This is a genomic window from Aeromonas sp. R2-2 (genome assembly GCF_040908355.1).
Taxonomy (GTDB): Bacteria; Pseudomonadota; Gammaproteobacteria; order Enterobacterales; family Aeromonadaceae; genus Aeromonas; species Aeromonas veronii.
Genome location: NZ_JBFODQ010000058.1, coordinates 1 through 16408, shown reverse-complemented (window position 1 = coordinate 16408; position 16408 = coordinate 1). Strand labels below are relative to the sequence as shown.

The window sequence follows — 16408 nt, the reverse complement described above, 5'->3', positions numbered from 1 at the left end:
CCACCTGATTGGGGCAGCACGTCGGTACTGTGGTGTTTAGTCATGGCGTGTCACTCCCGTACGTATGCTGCAACCCATGTTCCTTTTGTTATCGTGCCATGGCTTATGGGCTTGCTTGGCTAAGTAACCCGCTCGCAGTAGCAGTTCTGTGATCGATGCGTGTAGCGCGTTGTTGTCGGCATTGATATCCAGGTGGTAGGTACCCTGTTTGGCAAAATAGACGCTGCCGGTGAAGAGGGAGAATAAGACCGGGTCTGTGTTGTGATTGATATAGACGCCACAGGCACTGGCCCATGCTGCAGTAATGAGCCCAGCGAGTGACTCTGGGTCGTCATAACGCCCTGTGGTGTAGAAGGTGTCTTTGCAAAACAGCAGGACCACGTGATAGTGCGGGTAATTACTCTGGTGTAACTCCCTTACCCAGAGATAGTGAAAGGTGTGATCTCTCACCCGGTCCCCTTGTTTGCGTTTGCGATTTGCCAATGCGCTGAGCTTTGCCTGTAGAGATTTACAAAAGCGAGTCATTGCGTCATCACGAATAGCGATATCCATACAGGGCATATCATCTGCAGTGAGGCTTTGTGGATAGCGTAAGTCTATTCGTGTTGCGGTGACACGATGAAAGCGTTGCAGTGACAGGGAAACTATATCGACCAGGGTGTAGTAGTAAACGTTGATAATAGGGCCATCTCGTTTTTCTAGCATGTTGATGATGCTTTCATGGTCTGATTGTGATAACGGGTAATATTTCATCGATGTCATTTCCAATATGAACGTAGTGGCAGCGAAGCGCTGCCCTAACTTGCATGTTATAGAGGGGGGCTAATCCCCCTGTGGTGGTTAATGGGTTATGCCGTAGCAGAGTGACGCTCACACGATACCGCTACCAGCATGGTTAGTGCTGGAGCAGTATCTGAGTATGTTTGCTACGCATGGTTATATCATGTGAGGGTAATGCTTGCTGTGATAGTCAGTACTCCTATTGTTGAAATATAACGTAGTGTTGGTAATGGCGTAGCATTAGTAATGCCATGGTAGTGATACAGTGGTAGTATAAGAATGCATTAGCATTGACGATGTTAGTGTTAGTGTTAGTGTTAGTGTTAGTGTTAGTGTTAGTGTTAGTGTTAGTGTTAGTGTTAGTGTTAGTGTTAGTGTTAGTGTTAGTGTTAGTGTTAGTGTTAGTGTTAGTGTTAGTGTTAGTGTTAGTGTTAGTGTTAGTGTTAGTGTTAGTGTTAGTGTTAGTGTTAATGTTAATGTTAGTGTTAGTGTTAATACTGATGTTAATAATAATATACCGCCAAATAAAAACATTGATCATGCCCACGCCCAAATAATCGGAGGGCTAATGATGGCTGCTTTTAATGGCGCCAATCCACTTTTAAAAAATCAATCAATGAACTCGAAAGTTACTAAAATAATTTCACTCTTGACAGCCTTGAAACTCTTGAGTAGGCATTAAGGTTGATAAATAAAGACTTTCCTGATTGGGAAACAGTGATCTCATTTTTTGATACTAAAAAATCGAGTTGTTGCTGAAGTAACTCCCTGTTCCTGGCACAAATAGGGCCATTTTTGTTCACGCTCTGTACGGTGCACTGATATCCAGTCTGACGTTTAATCCACCCAAGCACCTCCTCTGCATCTTTCTCCAGCTTTTGTTGTTGATTAAAATCACTGAAATAATAGAGATGCTCTTCCTGAACTTCCTGCAGGAGTGTGACAGCTTGATTGATATCATCCTCATCAATCACCTCACTGTCCTTGTAAAGCAAATGGATCAATGCAGCAACGCGTAACAAGTGAACAGGGTATTTCCCCGAGAACTCAGGTGTTGCTGCTTCTTTTGTCCCCTCCGTCCTCCTGAGCTGACTCACGTTGTTCACTATGCTTGTCCATATGACAGTTGCCTCAGAGGATAAATGTAATATTCTTTTATTTGGCATAATAAGCAACTCTCGGAGTCGTTGTTGGATAAAGGTCACCAATTCATCTCCTTCTTTCGTTTCAATTGGAGGATAGGAATAGCCTTTTGCAGTAAAGAAAAGGCAGCGCCCATAAAAACCGGCCTCTTTTAATTTTGTACGTTTTTTCGTAAATGGTAAAAACAATGCTGGTTGAGTTTGCATTACCAATGTAATGGCCGGATGTGAAATATGAACATCTTCATGGGGTCCCGTTAGTGTAATCGATTCGTTATTCCATGCCGGATTTAATATGTCGATATGTTTCTCCAACCTTTCTTTTTCAACAGATGCCTCCGGTAGAATTAAAGACAGCTCGCCGTGTGCTTTCAGTTCCGTTTTTATGTCATTCCGGACAATGCTGCTGCGTATGCGATTTCGCGGTTTAGGTACAAGGGGCCTATCAAGCAAATGCTGGTCAAGTTCACTTTTACATTGCGCCGACTTTTCCATATCTTCACGGCTGACAGCTTGCTCATATCGCCGTTTCAAGGCTCGAGTCTTGCTTTTCCATATCTCCTCATCTTTTTTTGCATGCAGTATTTTCTCTTCTATTGCCGCTCTTTCCTCTTCTACAAGAGGAAAGATGGGGTGTATGATATTTTTGAGTACGTAACTTTTACCGCCTCCCGAATCACCAATCTGCCAAGTGTACAGATTTGGCGAATACACTCTTTCGCTAATCGGGTCAGCAACTTGATGGTTATTGCTTGCTGATATTGACGTCGCGGCGAGCACCGCACACTTTACCAGAGGAACATCTACGCCCAAATGTTTAGCCAAGCAATCCATGTCCTGACCGTGTCGACCTTGCTCTGCTAACCTGTAGCCGGTACTATGGCCTTGGTAAGTATTGGCATAGCGGTAAGGGTTGTAATACGACTGGGAGTTTGCTTGGTCGTAAGGATTTTTCATCGCGCGATCCTTATTTATCCAGCTGATTAAACTCGGTATCCATCCACTGCTCTATCTCTCTTAGGCGCCAGCCAACACACCTGCTGGAAATGTTTATCTTGGCTGGAAAGTTGGGTTTAAATTGTTTTGCGCGGGGGTTAATCCACGAGTAAAGCGTGCTCCTTGAAATGCCGAGCAATTGAACGAGAGCCTTCAAACGGATAATCTGTAGTTCTTTCATCGATAAGCGCCTTCTGTTGTCATCGGTGTATGTTTCCGAGGATGTCCTGGGAACGATGAGAAGGTACCGGAAAGGACGATGTGGTCCGATGCAGTTTTTGAGGGGGCAGTTACTTTAACTTACGGTGTGAAAATTAAAATATTTTTGGTGTTTTTTTTCATGACAGAGGTGATGGATGAGTGAGTTTTTGAAAGTGTTGCTGAATGTGCGCAGCCTGCGGGCAGCGATGCGTGAGCTTTCACTGGAGCAGGTGAAAGAAGCCCACGAGAAGATTGAGTTGATTTATCTGGAGCGTTTGGAGCACGCAGAGAAAGAACAAGCAGCCAATGCTGAGCATCAGCAAAAGCTGGCTGAGTTCCAAGCGATGTTGGCTCAGGCTGGTATCGACCCGACTGAGTTGATAGGCAGTACGCCAGCAGTTGCGACAACTGCCAAAGCTAAACGAGCGCCTCGCCCACCGAAATACCGTTATGTTGAAAATGGCGTAGAGAAAACCTGGACCGGTCAGGGCCGTACACCCAAGTTTCTGGCTGAGCAGCTTGAGCACGGTCGTCAGCTGGATGACTTCCTCATCTAAATAAACAAGGCCATGCCGGTATGGCATGGCCTTGTTGTTTACGGATACTGCGTCCAACTCATGACTAAGCTCGTCGATAACGAACGCTGAACATTCGACAACACTCTGCCGCATGACAACGACCTGCCCTAATGACATCCTTCACAACATCATTTAACATGCACAGGCTGATGCTGGCTTAGCTCAGTAGGTAGAGCAACTGACTTGTAATCAATTGGTCACCAGTTCGATTCCGGTAGCCAGCACCATTTTTGACTGCTTGCGGTACCATCCCTTTGGGTGGGCAGCGACACCCGCGTCAAGCAGCGATTGCATGCGATTTACTGCAGCCCTTCAGCACTCCAGCCATATCCCGATGCCGACCCTAAAAGACACCGAACTATCTCGCCTCGAAAGTAAGATAATGCGATATGACGCCATCAAGCTGTGCCGCCTAGGCCGTCCTCGGCGCTGGTTAGCAAAATACGGTAGTTGGCCTGCAGAGGGGCATGGCCCACTCACTGGGCGATACAAGGGGCTTCCGCGTGAGGCAGGGTGCTTATTGGTTCACCCAATAGCTCGCCTAATGACTCACCCGGTGGCCTGCTCTCGAACCCGGAGTGCAAGCAGTTGGCCCTCGCATGCATTTAGCCTTGAGCGATGTGAACAGATGACCATGCCCCAAAAAAAGCAGTCGATTACTGTCGTGAGCCTACTGGTGAGGTGTAGCGCATGAAGTGTGGGAAGCCCTTACCTCGCTATTTACGGGTGGCCCATTGGTTGCACGAGCAGCAGTGCCCACTTGGTTCGCGAGAGGTTGCTGATGCATTTGGTGTATCCGTCAAGGCCATCAGTGATGATTTTGCCAAGATACGCAGACGGACCGACATCATGGAAGTCCATGAGCAGAAGGTCTGCGACAACGGTGTGCAGAAATACCTGCTTCAAGTGCTAGCTATTGAGCCCTACGTGCTGGATGAGCGCAGATGCCCACACCCAAGGGGTGTTGAGCCGGATGGGCTTGGCAGCTCGCTTACATGGTATGACCTTCTGTGTCGCCCATGGCGTCAGCTTATCGAGATGCAGCAAGAGCTTGATTGACGATGCCTGTTACTTATCCACAAAAACGGTGTGTAACGGGGTGGTGAATCTGGGGGTAAGGTAAAAAATGGTCGGCTGCCGAATAGGTTGTGCTGAGTCAAGAAAGGGATATATTCCTAATCACCTGCCCGGCAGCCTGACTTGATTATAGCAAGTGCTGACTGCTGACTGCTGAGTGCGCTGCATGCAAGGCATTTTTCAAGGTATTTTCATTGTTTGCAGCACATCTATTGCGCATGTATTTTGTTGTGAGCAGTCGGTGTGGCGATGTCTGGTTGCATTTTGGGTGTGGTGATTGGAAAACACATTGGGCTCTCGGTTTTTGTTGGTTCTGCTTTATTTTTTTTTTTTTTGTTGTGGGCTTGCATTGCTACCCGCAATCATCTCGGCCCGTTTCGCGTGTGCGTGCGAATGTTGCCGGCTCACTCTACAGTTTAACTGCGAGCCCGCATCAGCATGCCAGGCCACCAACAGCAAAAGATGACTACCGAGATACTGAGAATGAGCAAAATGACGTTATCTGCAATCAGGCGATATGGCCTCACGCCAGCGATTGGCCTGAGCGCTCTCCTTGCCAGCACTGTCATGGCGGTGACATCTGGCCCAACGGCCACTGGCGTGCTGGGGCGTGCGCCTACAGCTGAAAATCTCGAATTTGAGCCTACTGCTGTATATGGGGTAGAGAGTAAGGACGTGAAGCTCAAGTATCGATTCAATGACCCGGATGGGGATGATGAGTTGGGCTCTGTGTTCTCATGGGCGACCACTGACGGCGCTGGCAATGCCATTGCGCTTGGTCAAACGTCATCAATACCCGTCGTACCAGAGGCGGCCATCAACCAGCCGCTGACAGCATGCGTTACTCCCAAGACAAGCGACATCATCACTGACCCATCACAAGGCAATCAGGAGTGCGCCACTACCACGGTACTGCCGCCGCCGCCGCTGGTCAAAAACGTGGATGTGAAGGTCAAAGAAGCGGACGGCCTGTTTGTTGACGCCAACAACCTCACCGCAACCTACACCTGGGAGGGGGTCGGTAATGACACCTCCATCTACGCATATGGCCCACAAGGGCAATCAGCCGCCCTGTTGCAAAATGGCTCTGGCGCCAACACCAGCGCAGGTACTGTCCCTGACTTCTCACTGGCAGGCTATGCCGGAAGAAGAGTGGAGCTCAGCATTCAGCCACAGAGCCACTATGGCGGCATCGGCAGCATAGTGACCACGCCCATCAATCAATACATCTATAACCCGAACTTGTCGCCGCTCATCTCAAGCTACACACCGCCCACTGGGTTTGTGAATGGTGAAGTCGCAGCAAGCACCTATGTATTTGACCGTGCAGGCGGTGCTGATGGGGACAACTCTACCTATGATTTTTATATGGACAACACACTCGTAAGAAGCGGAAACACTGCAAATGGAGTGATACCAGCGCAGTCCATCCCAGCAGGTGTTTACGGTCGCCCCCGCTTTGTAATAACACCCGTGAATGGTTTGGGTGTGACAGGTGTCCAATATAAAACCCCTGGCATAACTAACATTTATTTTCCTGACCCAAATAAAAAGCCTGTGGTGAGTGATGTAAAAATAACCTATACCAATCTAGCTGCTGGTGAATGGCTTGATGGCGGTTACTTATTCACGGATGCATTTTATATCGACTCCGCAACACGCTACGCCTGGCGTGAATACAGGGCTGATAGTGATGCTGACAAGCTATCCTGGGTTAATAGATTTGGCATTGCTACCAACTACCCACCCGGTACAGCCACCACTGGCAAGATAGCGCGCTATCGCGTGCCAGACGCCATGATTGGCAAGCGCATTGAGCTGCTTGTCTACGGGCGGAACAATAACAGCCAATATGCTGAAAAAGTCGAGAGCTCGGGTCCAACCCCTGTGGTGCCCGGCTCTAAGCCTGCAGTTAACGCCGCTGCAAAACCTACTATCCTAGGCGATATAACAGTACCACACTACCTGTATTCATCATTCAATGTCGGGCCTGCCTACTACACCTTTATGCCCAACGGCGGTGGACTTGAAGACAAGAGCGTTGTGTATTTTGAGCGCCAGAACATCGTTACTGGCCAGAGGGTCAGCGCTGGCTCCAAGGTTCTTGGGCAGGGCGTCACAGAGGTTACCTGCTCCTACAACAATATACTCTTAATGACATTTGAGCCTGTAAATGAGTTGGGTGTTAAGTGTAGTGGTCAACTAAATCCGGACACTTGGTTAGGCCGAACCTCGGCTTTTGCTGGCGGTATCCCGTCATTGTGGTGATGTGGACGCCACCAGTTGTAGTAATCCATCAGGTAATAACTGATATCCTGCTTCGCCTCCCGCACGCTCATATATCCCATAGCCGGGAGCCACTCTGACTTCAGGCTTCTGAACAACCGTTCCATCGGGGCGTTATCCCAGCAGTTGCCACGCCGACTCATACTCTGGGTCATGCGATAGCGCCACAGTCGTTGCCGAAATGCTCGGCCGCCATATTGGCTGCCCTGGTCAGAGTGAAACAGCACGCCTGACGGACAACCCCGCTGCTGATACGCCATCTCAAGTGCTTTGATGGCCAGCTTGGCATCTGGTTTATCTGACATCGCCCACCCCACAACCCGCCGGGTATGCAGGTCAAGCACCGCTGCCAGGTAATGCCAACGACCACCTGCCCAGACGTAGGTAATATCGCCACACCACACCTGATTGGGTTGTTGGACATCAAATTCGCGGGCTAGCAGATTGGGAATGTCCGGTCGTTCAGACCGAGCGACCTTATAGCGGTGTGCGCCCGGCTGTTTGGATGCCAGGCCGGCTTCCTTCATCAGGTTACGTACTTTGAATCGACCAATCTGATACCCCAGCTCCCGCATCATCGACATCAAGGCACGGCTGCCCGCTGAGTTCCGGCTTTCTTTGAACAAACGGCGCAACTCAGAGCGCTGCTGCATACGCTCACGGTTAATCGCCCGCCTGCGGGCCAGATAATCGTAAAAACAGGAAGTGGGCACATCGAAAGCGCAGCAGACCAGGGTGATGGGGGCTTGCTCTCTTAATCGGTCTATCAGCGCGTACGTGTGAACTCGTCCGTCATCAAGAGAGCCGTAGCCTTTTTTAGAATGTCCTTTTCGCGCTCGAGCCGATTGATGCGGGCTTCCAGCTCCTGGATTTTCTGCTGCTCCGGAGTCAGCGCTTTGCTGATTGGGGTAGTGCCACTGCGTTCGGATTGCAGTTGCTGAACCCAGCGACGAAGTACGGTTTCACCGACGTCCAGTGAACGGCTGGCTTCGGGTACTGAATATCCCTGGTCGAGTACCAGGGATGCGGCTTCCAGTTTGAACTCGGCAGTAAATGAGCGACGCAATCTTGTCATTGAGCACCTCAGGTCATGGTGGCGACTGTACCACCTAAAATGGTGTCCGGGATGATTAGACCACTACAAAGGGTGATAGGGTGACGGTAACGACTGCAGACCTTGGTCTGGGTCCGGCGGGGCTTGGATATTGCTATAACATCTTCACTGTGGCTAACATGATTGCCGACCCGAGCATTAAGTTCACTTCATCCGAGGTTCAGTTGTTTGTCGGGAGTCAGCTTGATGCCACCTACACTGGCTTTACTCTTTCACCCGGCATGCAAGATGTCACCTCTGTATCCTGGAATGGTGGGCCGTTTATTCCTGTGGTGGCACCCGGGGTTGTTCCTCCCTATGTCATCAAGCAAGCGGATATAGGCAAACCAGTGACGCTGAAGGTGCGCTATAAAGAGAGTGACAAAAATGGCATTGATAGCGTCCACAAAGATGTCGAATACACCACAGGTAACTTTTTAAGTGGCATAGTGCTTGAACGGTAATTTTTAAGCATATGACCCTGGGATTCCCCAGGGTCTTTTCTTAAATTAAGTGTTCGTCAGGACTGTCAAGCATTTTGTGGAAATCTCTATGCATACTGAGCGTGAATACACCAAGCTCTACGGCGACATTGTTGCCCTGTATCTTTTTTACTGGCCACTGCATCAGCAGTTGCCAGAGGATATTCAGCGCGCGACGGGTGAGCGCGTATTATCTGAAATAACCCATTGTTTGCATGCTCTGGTAAAGGCAAATGCTATGGATAGCCGTTGTGACAAGGAGCGCCATCTTGCGCGCTCACATCTGGCAGAGGTTGCTGTGTCTATTGATATTATCAAGGCGCTGCTAACCCTGTGCCGGCAGTTGAAGTGGATAACACAGGGCACACTGGCTGTATTGACTGCGCACACCTCGCAAATCACCAGAAACATCAACTCTTGGTCCTTGCGCTTGGCTGTAGGGAGTTCTAATGAGGAGCCAGGGGGGCAGCCTGATTAGAGGCTGGTTTCGTGTGGGTTGCTTCAGTATCTGATTTCCTGTCGTGACAGCAATCATTGGGTGTGTCTGCCATGAGCGTTTGGCTAGTAGGTCTGCTGTTGCGAGCATTGCGCTCTGCCTTCAATCCTTGATTTTCCCCCGCATCACTTTTCCTGGGTGATTAAGGTGGGAATAAAACTAAATAAGATATTTTAGTTTTTCCTTGGTTTGTTTTTGCTATTATATCAGTCGCACATCTTATTCTCTGACTCATGCACATTAAGTTCTGCTTGAGTGAAGATGTGCGGTTTTATCCATATGTTGTGTTTTGTTGTTTGACGTCATCTAGCCTCGCTTTGCCGCAGCATATTTGCTGCGGCATTTTTTTAATGTGTTATCATCTTTATTTGTAAGCATGGACCCAAGGCCGTATTGGCAGTTAGGCTGCAGCGGACAAAAAATAAGCGGGAGAAAACGGTGTGTACACCAATAGTTTTACCAACAGCAGATGTAAAGGCAGAGGCAATTGCTTGCGAGAATTCAAACACCAATGAATGACAGACCTCGCCACTATGAACGACGATTATTCGGTATTGCTCTGTCGTATGATTGAGGTCAGCGCGAATGACATTATTTAAAACATCCTTTAGCATCCGCATGGTGCTGACTGGGCTTAGCAGTTCATCGGTTTGAATCCTGCAGCCTGCACCAAAATTATCACCGAATTAATCATAGCCGATCCCGATGCCAGCCATAAAAGACTTAGGCGCAGAACGTAACGATTTGGATGCGCGATTACGTGAAGCCATTGATAGTTGGGACCCACGTCGCCCCAGACGCTGGCTAGCGAAATATGGCGGTTGGCGAGTAGAAAAGCGCTCCCTCCTTACGCAGCAATATTGTTCGATACGCGACGAAGCCCAAGCCTTGCTTAGAAGCAGTTAAGCCAATGAAGACGCTTCTTCAACCGTGGGATGTCATTTGGTTTTCACGTAGCTGGATTTTGCTGTTTATTCCCCATCTCTTGGACAAAGGTCAGATAACCCATGACCCTGATCACTCAGTGCAACCTACCCTTGACAGATTGACCTTGCTATCTTCATATTCTATCGCTGCAGCAGGTCTGATGCCATTATCGCTCTTGTTGAATGTGTTATAGGTTGCTATCCAGCAGTAGAGTCGAGATTAGAAATACTTGTCCGTAGTGCAAGTACCGCAGTTGAAAAATAAGTATGCTTACCGAACTTAATATTCTGCATTTAGCGCCCTGATCTTGATCCGAGAAAGTTTTTCTGCTGAACCAAACAAATCACCGAATAGGCGAGCACCACAGTGTAATAATTGATGCCAATCAGTATCCCGGCTCTGTCCGTAGGCCTTGATGGTAGAGATCATCATGTTCTTTCACCAATCGGGGTAGATGATATTGGGAAGTGAGCCTGTACTTTCAGGGCGCTTGCTACGTCGGGTTAACAACAATGCCTGAGCCTGGATATCCCTGTATTTCTGAGCGTTATCACCATGTCCAATACCCAGAGTATGAAGACTACCATAACGGGCTAACCATCTCCGTGGTTTGGCTGGATCCCAGTTCTTGAGGGCTTCTCGTATCACGATATCCAGATAGGTATTCTCTTCACGACTATTGAACTGCATCTTGCCACTCCTCCATGGGCACCTACTCCATCGCATGTCTATTCAGTCTTAATTATCCTCTCGAGTCACACTGACAGCACTATACTCATAACTACTGATGTAGCACCGTATGGTTGCGTCTGTGTAGATCTTCTGCGACCAGCAGGTTTTTGAGGCCATCAAATGGCCTTTTTTGACCCAACATTAGCGGAGTAAAAAAACCGCGACGCTCAGTCGCGGGCAGAAGTGGCACACATACATGCACAGGATATGAAAGGAATACCACATTGCATCTGACAGTTCAGTCTGCAGCAGGCGCTAAGTGATTAATTAATCATAAAGAATCGATTGAGGCCTGTCTACAGTTGCGTCCAACTTTTCATGACAGGCGCTCCGGGTCTAACGTAGGTTCGCTGGAAGACACTTTTGCTCCCATCAGCTGCAATCGGGCATGATAAGTGCGTATTACCGTGAAGTTGAATAGCCATTCCGGCGTTTTTCAAGAGAGTTGTCGTTTTTCTGCAGCCTGGCGTTCATTTTCTGGATTGAGAGCCACCATACTTACTGGTGTCCAGTTCCTTGTTTTACCAGACAAGCGTTCAGGGGGCTGCCATCGCGCCGCTTCATAGTCAAATTCCCGTTGTTTAAGAACCGCTAACAAAACCGTTCAACAAAGCGCAGGCAGATAATGGCACAAGCCAGCGTCAACAAGGCGAGTAGATATCCAGCCGTCGCTCGAAACGAATTCGTAGCTTGCCACAGCCTGCCAGCCAACCATGAGTGCGTTCTACAACCCAGCGATGACATCCCAATCGCTCATTGCTATCGATGCCTCGTCGGGCAATGCGAGTCTTGATACCCCGTCGCCTCAGATAATCTCGGCAACGGCGAAAATCATACCCCTTGTCTGCGTGTAGCTTGTCAGGCCGACATCACGGTCGCCCTCTCTTGCCTGCTAACGCCGGAAGTGCATCCAACAAGGGCTCAAACATTATCGAGTCATGGCGATTGGCGCCTGAGACAAGCACTGCGAGTGGTATGCCCTGGCGTTCTACCACTATGTGTCGTTTACTGCCCAGCCCGCCTCTGTCTGTCGTCTTACGCCCTGTTTCCTGCCCCCCCGGGGGCTGGCTACGCTCACTCCATCTAGGCTTGCTCTACTCCCGCCGATGTGGCCAGCTTGGTGTAGCTGGGACAGCAGCGCCACTTGAAGTCGCTGCCAGATACCTTGAGCTTGCCAATCGCTTAGGCGACGTCAGCACGTCATTCCGCTGCCAAAGCCCAGAGACTGGGGCGAGTCCTCCCACGCGCGCCCCGTAGTAAGGACAAACAGAATACCGTTGAGAATGGCATAGTCATCGAGGCGTGGACGGCCACCCCGTGGCGAAGGCTGTTGAGGAGACAGAAGTGGCTGCAAGGACTTCCATAGCAGGTTAGTGATGATTTTTTGTGTCATGCGGCTATGTGGGGGGGCGTTCGAGTCAATTTGGTTTTGTTAGCAGCTCTAAGTGCAAAGCGACAGGTAACGCCAATGCACGAGTGGTGCTCATTCGGTCATCACCGGCTGTCTTGCTGCGTATTTTGTTGAACAGGTACTATTCCTTTAAGGGTGACGGCAGGTGATTAATCTAGATACACTTGTGGCAGGGAAGGGCTGTCCTGACGGAAATTCCGGCGGTTCGAGCTCAAAACGCCTTGATGTAGCGATGGCCACGCCTTTTTGTGGGGCGAGAGAGGACTGCAATCGTGAGCTATGTCACCACCTCTGGCCTAACTCGAGTCATTCCTGTGCAATGGATATTTACATATATGAATGGGCTTGCCATTAGGGCATTTATAAGGTTTAAGGAGTCGTCCCCGTGTTGAGTGAGATCTGGATCCGTGGTTATCGCTCGGTGCGTAAGCTCGCCATTCCTCTTGGCAAGCTCAACGTGGTGAAAGGGGCTAATGGCTGCGGCAAGAGTAACCTCTACAGCGCCATTCGCCTACTGGCGAGTGCCGCTAATGGCGAGCTGGCCAGCGCCATCTGTGCTGAAGGAGGGGTCAACCAGGCCATCTGGGCAGGAGGGCTACGTCCCGGCGATCGGGCCGATGCGCCCAAACGAATAATCCTTGGTATGCAGGCAGAGCAGTTTGGCTACGAGTTGCAGATCGGCTTGGCCCCGCCGTCGCTTAGCCCCCATTTCACTTTCGATCCCGTGATCAAGCAGGAGGAAGCATGGCTGGGTTCGCGCCGATCCCCTTCTACTTTGTTCTTGATGCGTCGCAATCTGGCGGTCAAGGTGCTCGGCATCGACGGTGACAAGGTGGACTATGCTCCAGGGATGCTGCCTCATGAGTCGGTGTTTGGCCATCTGGCGGAGCCTGAGCGCTATCCTGAACTCGCAAGATTGCGTCATCAGATCAACCAGTGGCGCTTCTATCACCACTTCGATATATCTTCCGACTCGCCTCTGCGCAGCCCGAAATCAGCCATCAGAACTCCTGTTCTGAGCCATGACGGGCGGGATCTGGCGTCAGCATTTGCCACCATCATCGAAAGTGGTGATGCTGAATTACTTCACGACATCCTTGGCAGTGCTTTCCCCGATGCCCGTTTCCATGTTAGTAGCTGCGACGCGGGGCTCGAGATGATAATGGTGCGAAATGGGTTGCGCCGTCCCTTGCGGGCCAGTGAGCTCTCCGACGGCACACTGCGTCTTCTCTGCCTAGCAGTGGCCCTGCTCAGTCCGCGTCCTGCCCCGCTGGTCGTGCTGAACGAGCCGGAGAGCAGCATGCATCCAGATATGCTGCCAGCACTCGGTAAGTTGATTGGCGAGGCCTCGCGTTACTCCCAGCTTTGGGTGACCACCCACAGCCCGGTATTGGCACAGGCGATAGAAGCACATGCGCCGTGCCGCCATATCCTGTTGCAACTGATCAATGGAGAGACCTGCCTAGATGATCCTGCGCGCCGTGAGTGGCGGTTTGATGAGGAGTAAAAGCGTCGCCTCAGAAACGGGGAAAATCCTATTATTAGGGCTTCCCCATCATGTCAACGCCGGAAATGTATTTATATTGTCACTGCTGCGTTTAGCCAATAAATTTTAAACTTCAATATTTAAATCTTTTTTTGTTTTTATTTTTAAAGTTTCTGATACTCTTTCTAAGTTGAAGGGGCACCCTTTAAAGAACGAACTTAAAATATATAATTAGGTAGTCAGCATGTCCGGGGTGGGAGTTATTTTATGCCGAATAAAAATGGTGAGTGGTGGAATGGTGGGTGGCAGCGCAGGGGGAAAAGCGAATGGAATTTAGAAAATGAATCTGTTTTCAGAGAAAATGACGATATCAGTGTTTCCTTGGTTCAGAAATTAAGAGGCTTTTGGGTTGATGGTGAGCCACCAAAAAAACAATGTGGATCATCCATCAAACTTTCTGCCAACAATTATGCAAGAGGAAATAAAATCCTATAAAATAAAACCAGCGTGCGTAGCTAAAGATTTAGGGCTTGGCGATGCATTTAATTTTCGAGATATAGAAAGTATTAAAAGTGCTGATGAAAAACTTGTAAAGAATGGCTACCGATTTATTGGTTATCACGGAACCAACAAGGCTAATCTACGCAGCATGTTCGATGATGGATTAAACCCTAAATATTGTGGCTCAGGTGATGGGGAGGCCAGAGGAACCGGTTTCTATATTGCGGCATCACCTAAAAAGGCTATGGATTATGCCGATGCATCAACACAGTCTGGTGACCCTCTCCCTCCAAGATTTGATATAATACCCCGTTATGAGGGGGAGAGGGGCAACCAGAATTAGCTAGAGTATATGCCAAAAACTTTGCCTTATTTAAGGCAGGAAGAGACTTCGCTTGGGGGGTTGAATCATCTGATGGTGATCCGAACGGAGATAGGGGCGTGCGGATTGGCGATATTACAGAGAATGGGACTATAATGAATGCGGAAAACTTGGAGATGGTTATTTCACCATCAAGGTATCCAGATCTGGCCATACTTCCATCACTGCACACGGTGGGTTGTGAACACGAACTCAGCGAGCACTTCAAGAAGGAGGATGATGGCACAAAACCCTACAAGCAAAAATGGCCAAGTCATAGAATAACTTGACTATCCATTGGACTTCAAATCCCTAGGCTGTGTTCTCAAAATTCTGGTTTTCTGTCCACCAATAGCTCCCGTAAGTAACGAAGGCAGAAAGCCAGCTTGATAAAAGCAGCAAAACTTCCCGCCAGCTTTTCATATCTCGTTGAGAATCGGCGAAACTTCTTCAGCCATCCGAAGCACCGCTCGACCACATTTCGCCTGCGATAACGAGCTTTGTCTAATACCAGAGGACGTCCCTTATGGTGCCGCTGCTGGTCGCTGCGCTGCGCGATGACTGCTTTTATCCTTATGCGCCGAAGTTCGGCCCGCAAAGCCCTGCTGCTATAGGCCTTATCTGCGGCAAGATGCGCTGGACGCGTGCGATAACGGCCTGATGAGGTCGGTATCCTTGCCATGGCCAGCGCACTTGTCACATATCTGATTTCCGCTGATTGCCCCGGTGAAAGGCAGAACCCCAGCGGTAAACCATTACCATCAGTGACCAAGTGAATTTTGCTGCCAAAACCTCCACGCGAGCGACCAAGCGCTTGATTCACAAGAGTGTTTTTTTACGCGCTCCGGCAGCATCTTGGGATGCCCTGACATTGGAGCCGTCAATGCACCACAGGTCGAAGTCGATAAGCCCTGCTTTATTGAGATGTAGTTGCAGCGCTTCAAGGATGGCATCGATGTGACCTGTACTCTGCCAACGTCGAAAGGTGTTGTAGACCGAACTCCATGGGCCGAAACGTTCTGGCAGATCTCGCCAAGGCGCACCGGTGTGGAGTATCCAGAGAATGCCATCGAGCACTTGGCGTGGCTCGCGAGTAGGACGTCCGCTTATGCGGTGGTATGGAAAAAGGGGCTCGATAAGTCCCCATTGTGCATCGGTCAACTGGTAACGACGGGACACTGCATAGTGTCTTAAGCTGTTGAGAAGATGTGAAATTATATCTTCATCACTTTAAGAACACAGCCTAGCACATAAGATGGTACACATTAATACAACAGAGGCATTAAAACTATTGACTTGAAATGTGGCCCAAGTCAGTCACAATTATTTATAGCTATTTTATTTGATATGCGGTGATCTATCATGAGGCAATCTATTTTACGTTTTTTAATTAGCATCGGCGGACTGATGTTAACTGCTTGTGGTGGTGGTGGTGGTGGTGGTGGTGGTGGTGGTGGTGGTGGTGAAGTGTCTCCACCAGAAGCATGTGAACAAATCGTTTCCATTCAGGTTTCACCGCAAAAACCCTTGCTCCAGGGGGTAATCAATGATCAGCTTCCTGTCGGATTGAGCGCCCAATATGAGGCAACGCTGACTTACTGTGATGGTTCCACCAAAGTCACAGAAGACGGAGTACAGTGGTCTGTTTCTAATGCCAACGCAACGATTTCGGCAGCAGGTGTGGTGTCTGCCGCCGCTGCTGGTAGCGTACAGATTATTGCTTCGTTAGATAATCTCGTGGGGGAGCAAACACTCGAGATTACTGATGCTGTATTGGCTGGACTCATCGTCACTCCGCTGAGTGAGACTATCCCAATTGGTCTGACACAGCAGTACATCGCGCAGGGAACTTACACGGA

15 protein-coding genes, 1 tRNA gene and 1 pseudogene are annotated in these 16408 nt (G+C 49.4%); 10 read left to right on the top strand and 7 right to left on the bottom strand.

Going from position 1 to position 16408, the window contains the following annotated elements:
• Positions 1–36 precede the first annotated feature (36 nt).
• From AB5Z09_RS10790 to AB5Z09_RS10780, 3 genes are all read right to left on the bottom strand, one after another.
• Positions 37–753 (bottom strand): inovirus-type Gp2 protein, encoded by a 717-nt coding sequence (locus AB5Z09_RS10790; RefSeq protein WP_368195288.1) that lies wholly within the window; start codon positions 751–753, stop codon positions 37–39.
• Between the two features lie 659 nt (positions 754–1412).
• A complete protein-coding gene (locus AB5Z09_RS10785; RefSeq protein WP_368195287.1) occupies positions 1413–2879 on the bottom strand; it encodes a DUF3987 domain-containing protein in 1467 nt (488 codons plus the stop codon).
• Between the two features lie 10 nt (positions 2880–2889).
• Entirely contained in the window at positions 2890–3099 is a 210-nt protein-coding gene (locus tag AB5Z09_RS10780; RefSeq protein WP_323891841.1) for an AlpA family phage regulatory protein, read from the bottom strand.
• Between the two features lie 175 nt (positions 3100–3274).
• On the opposite strand from AB5Z09_RS10780, the gene AB5Z09_RS10775 reads away from it, so the two are divergent.
• The 4 genes from AB5Z09_RS10775 to AB5Z09_RS10760 all read left to right on the top strand — a co-directional run bounded on the left by AB5Z09_RS10775 (position 3275) and on the right by AB5Z09_RS10760 (position 7042).
• Positions 3275–3676, top strand: coding sequence for an H-NS family nucleoid-associated regulatory protein (locus tag AB5Z09_RS10775; RefSeq protein ID WP_368195286.1), 402 nt, complete (start codon positions 3275–3277; stop codon positions 3674–3676).
• Positions 3677–3848: 172 nt separating this feature from the next.
• A tRNA-Thr gene (locus AB5Z09_RS10770) sits at positions 3849–3924 on the top strand.
• 511 nt (positions 3925–4435) lie between these two features.
• Positions 4436–4756 carry a hypothetical protein gene (locus tag AB5Z09_RS10765; RefSeq protein WP_368195285.1) on the top strand — a complete coding sequence of 107 codons (321 nt, stop codon included), beginning with the start codon at positions 4436–4438 and terminating at the stop codon, positions 4754–4756.
• 480 nt (positions 4757–5236) lie between these two features.
• Positions 5237–7042 carry a hypothetical protein gene (locus AB5Z09_RS10760; RefSeq protein ID WP_368195284.1) on the top strand — a complete coding sequence of 602 codons (1806 nt, stop codon included), beginning with the start codon at positions 5237–5239 and terminating at the stop codon, positions 7040–7042.
• On the opposite strand, the gene AB5Z09_RS10755 is transcribed toward AB5Z09_RS10760, so the two are convergent.
• Positions 6973–8135, bottom strand: a protein-coding gene (locus tag AB5Z09_RS10755; RefSeq protein WP_368195283.1) for an IS3 family transposase whose coding sequence is annotated in 2 segments (ribosomal slippage) — positions 6973–7880 and positions 7880–8135 — 1164 coding nt in all. Because the reading frame shifts where the segments join, the coding sequence is not laid out codon by codon here. The two genes, AB5Z09_RS10760 and AB5Z09_RS10755, sit on opposite strands and share 70 nt — an antisense overlap.
• 80 nt (positions 8136–8215) lie before the next feature.
• On the opposite strand from AB5Z09_RS10755, the gene AB5Z09_RS10750 reads away from it, so the two are divergent.
• Together AB5Z09_RS10750 and AB5Z09_RS10745 are read left to right on the top strand one after the other, a co-directional pair.
• Entirely contained in the window at positions 8216–8617 is a 402-nt protein-coding gene (locus tag AB5Z09_RS10750; protein ID WP_368195282.1) for a hypothetical protein, read from the top strand.
• A gap of 88 nt (positions 8618–8705) precedes the next feature.
• Positions 8706–9113, top strand: coding sequence for a hypothetical protein (locus tag AB5Z09_RS10745; protein WP_368195281.1), 408 nt, complete (start codon positions 8706–8708; stop codon positions 9111–9113).
• A 1383-nt stretch (positions 9114–10496) separates the two neighbouring features.
• On the opposite strand, the gene AB5Z09_RS10740 is transcribed toward AB5Z09_RS10745, so the two are convergent.
• Together AB5Z09_RS10740 and AB5Z09_RS10735 are read right to left on the bottom strand one after the other, a co-directional pair.
• Positions 10497–10748 carry a hypothetical protein gene (locus AB5Z09_RS10740; protein WP_368195280.1) on the bottom strand — a complete coding sequence of 84 codons (252 nt, stop codon included), beginning with the start codon at positions 10746–10748 and terminating at the stop codon, positions 10497–10499.
• 633 nt (positions 10749–11381) lie between these two features.
• Positions 11382–12183, bottom strand: a pseudogene (locus AB5Z09_RS10735) (IS5 family transposase).
• Between the two features lie 403 nt (positions 12184–12586).
• Here AB5Z09_RS10735 and AB5Z09_RS10730 point away from each other — a divergent pair.
• The 3 genes from AB5Z09_RS10730 to AB5Z09_RS10720 all read left to right on the top strand — a co-directional run bounded on the left by AB5Z09_RS10730 (position 12587) and on the right by AB5Z09_RS10720 (position 14531).
• Positions 12587–13708: an AAA family ATPase gene (locus AB5Z09_RS10730; protein WP_368195279.1), complete on the top strand. Its 1122-nt coding sequence runs from the start codon at positions 12587–12589 to the stop codon at positions 13706–13708.
• A gap of 246 nt (positions 13709–13954) precedes the next feature.
• The gene (locus AB5Z09_RS10725; protein WP_368195278.1) at positions 13955–14182 is read left to right on the top strand and encodes a hypothetical protein; all 228 of its coding nucleotides are present in this window, start codon (positions 13955–13957) and stop codon (positions 14180–14182) included.
• Positions 14157–14531, top strand: coding sequence for a hypothetical protein (locus AB5Z09_RS10720; protein WP_368195277.1), 375 nt, complete (start codon positions 14157–14159; stop codon positions 14529–14531). Before AB5Z09_RS10725 ends, AB5Z09_RS10720 begins: the two co-directional genes overlap by 26 nt.
• Positions 14532–14874: 343 nt before the next feature.
• On the opposite strand, the gene AB5Z09_RS10715 is transcribed toward AB5Z09_RS10720, so the two are convergent.
• A protein-coding gene (locus AB5Z09_RS10715) for an IS5 family transposase (protein ID WP_368195276.1) occupies positions 14875–15728 on the bottom strand; the annotation gives its coding sequence in 2 pieces (ribosomal slippage) (positions 14875–15386 and positions 15386–15728; 855 coding nt in all).
• A gap of 183 nt (positions 15729–15911) precedes the next feature.
• Here AB5Z09_RS10715 and AB5Z09_RS10710 point away from each other — a divergent pair.
• A partial coding sequence (locus tag AB5Z09_RS10710; protein WP_368195275.1) for a hypothetical protein occupies positions 15912–16408 on the top strand: 497 nt, incomplete at its 3' end.

What these genes read in the sequence shown, in the direction of transcription:
- AB5Z09_RS10790 (WP_368195288.1), bottom strand. Translation starts at nt 753, where the DNA reads ATGAAATATTACCCGTTATCACAATCAGACCATGAAAGCATCATCAAC.
- AB5Z09_RS10785 (WP_368195287.1), bottom strand. Translation starts at nt 2,879, where the DNA reads ATGAAAAATCCTTACGACCAAGCAAACTCCCAGTCGTATTACAACCCT.
- AB5Z09_RS10780 (WP_323891841.1), bottom strand. Translation starts at nt 3,099, where the DNA reads ATGAAAGAACTACAGATTATCCGTTTGAAGGCTCTCGTTCAATTGCTC.
- AB5Z09_RS10775 (WP_368195286.1), top strand. Translation starts at nt 3,275, where the DNA reads ATGAGTGAGTTTTTGAAAGTGTTGCTGAATGTGCGCAGCCTGCGGGCA.
- AB5Z09_RS10760 (WP_368195284.1), top strand. Translation starts at nt 5,237, where the DNA reads ATGACTACCGAGATACTGAGAATGAGCAAAATGACGTTATCTGCAATC.
- AB5Z09_RS10745 (WP_368195281.1), top strand. Translation starts at nt 8,706, where the DNA reads ATGCATACTGAGCGTGAATACACCAAGCTCTACGGCGACATTGTTGCC.
- AB5Z09_RS10740 (WP_368195280.1), bottom strand. Translation starts at nt 10,748, where the DNA reads ATGCAGTTCAATAGTCGTGAAGAGAATACCTATCTGGATATCGTGATA.
- AB5Z09_RS10725 (WP_368195278.1), top strand. Translation starts at nt 13,955, where the DNA reads ATGCCGAATAAAAATGGTGAGTGGTGGAATGGTGGGTGGCAGCGCAGG.
- AB5Z09_RS10720 (WP_368195277.1), top strand. Translation starts at nt 14,157, where the DNA reads ATGCAAGAGGAAATAAAATCCTATAAAATAAAACCAGCGTGCGTAGCT.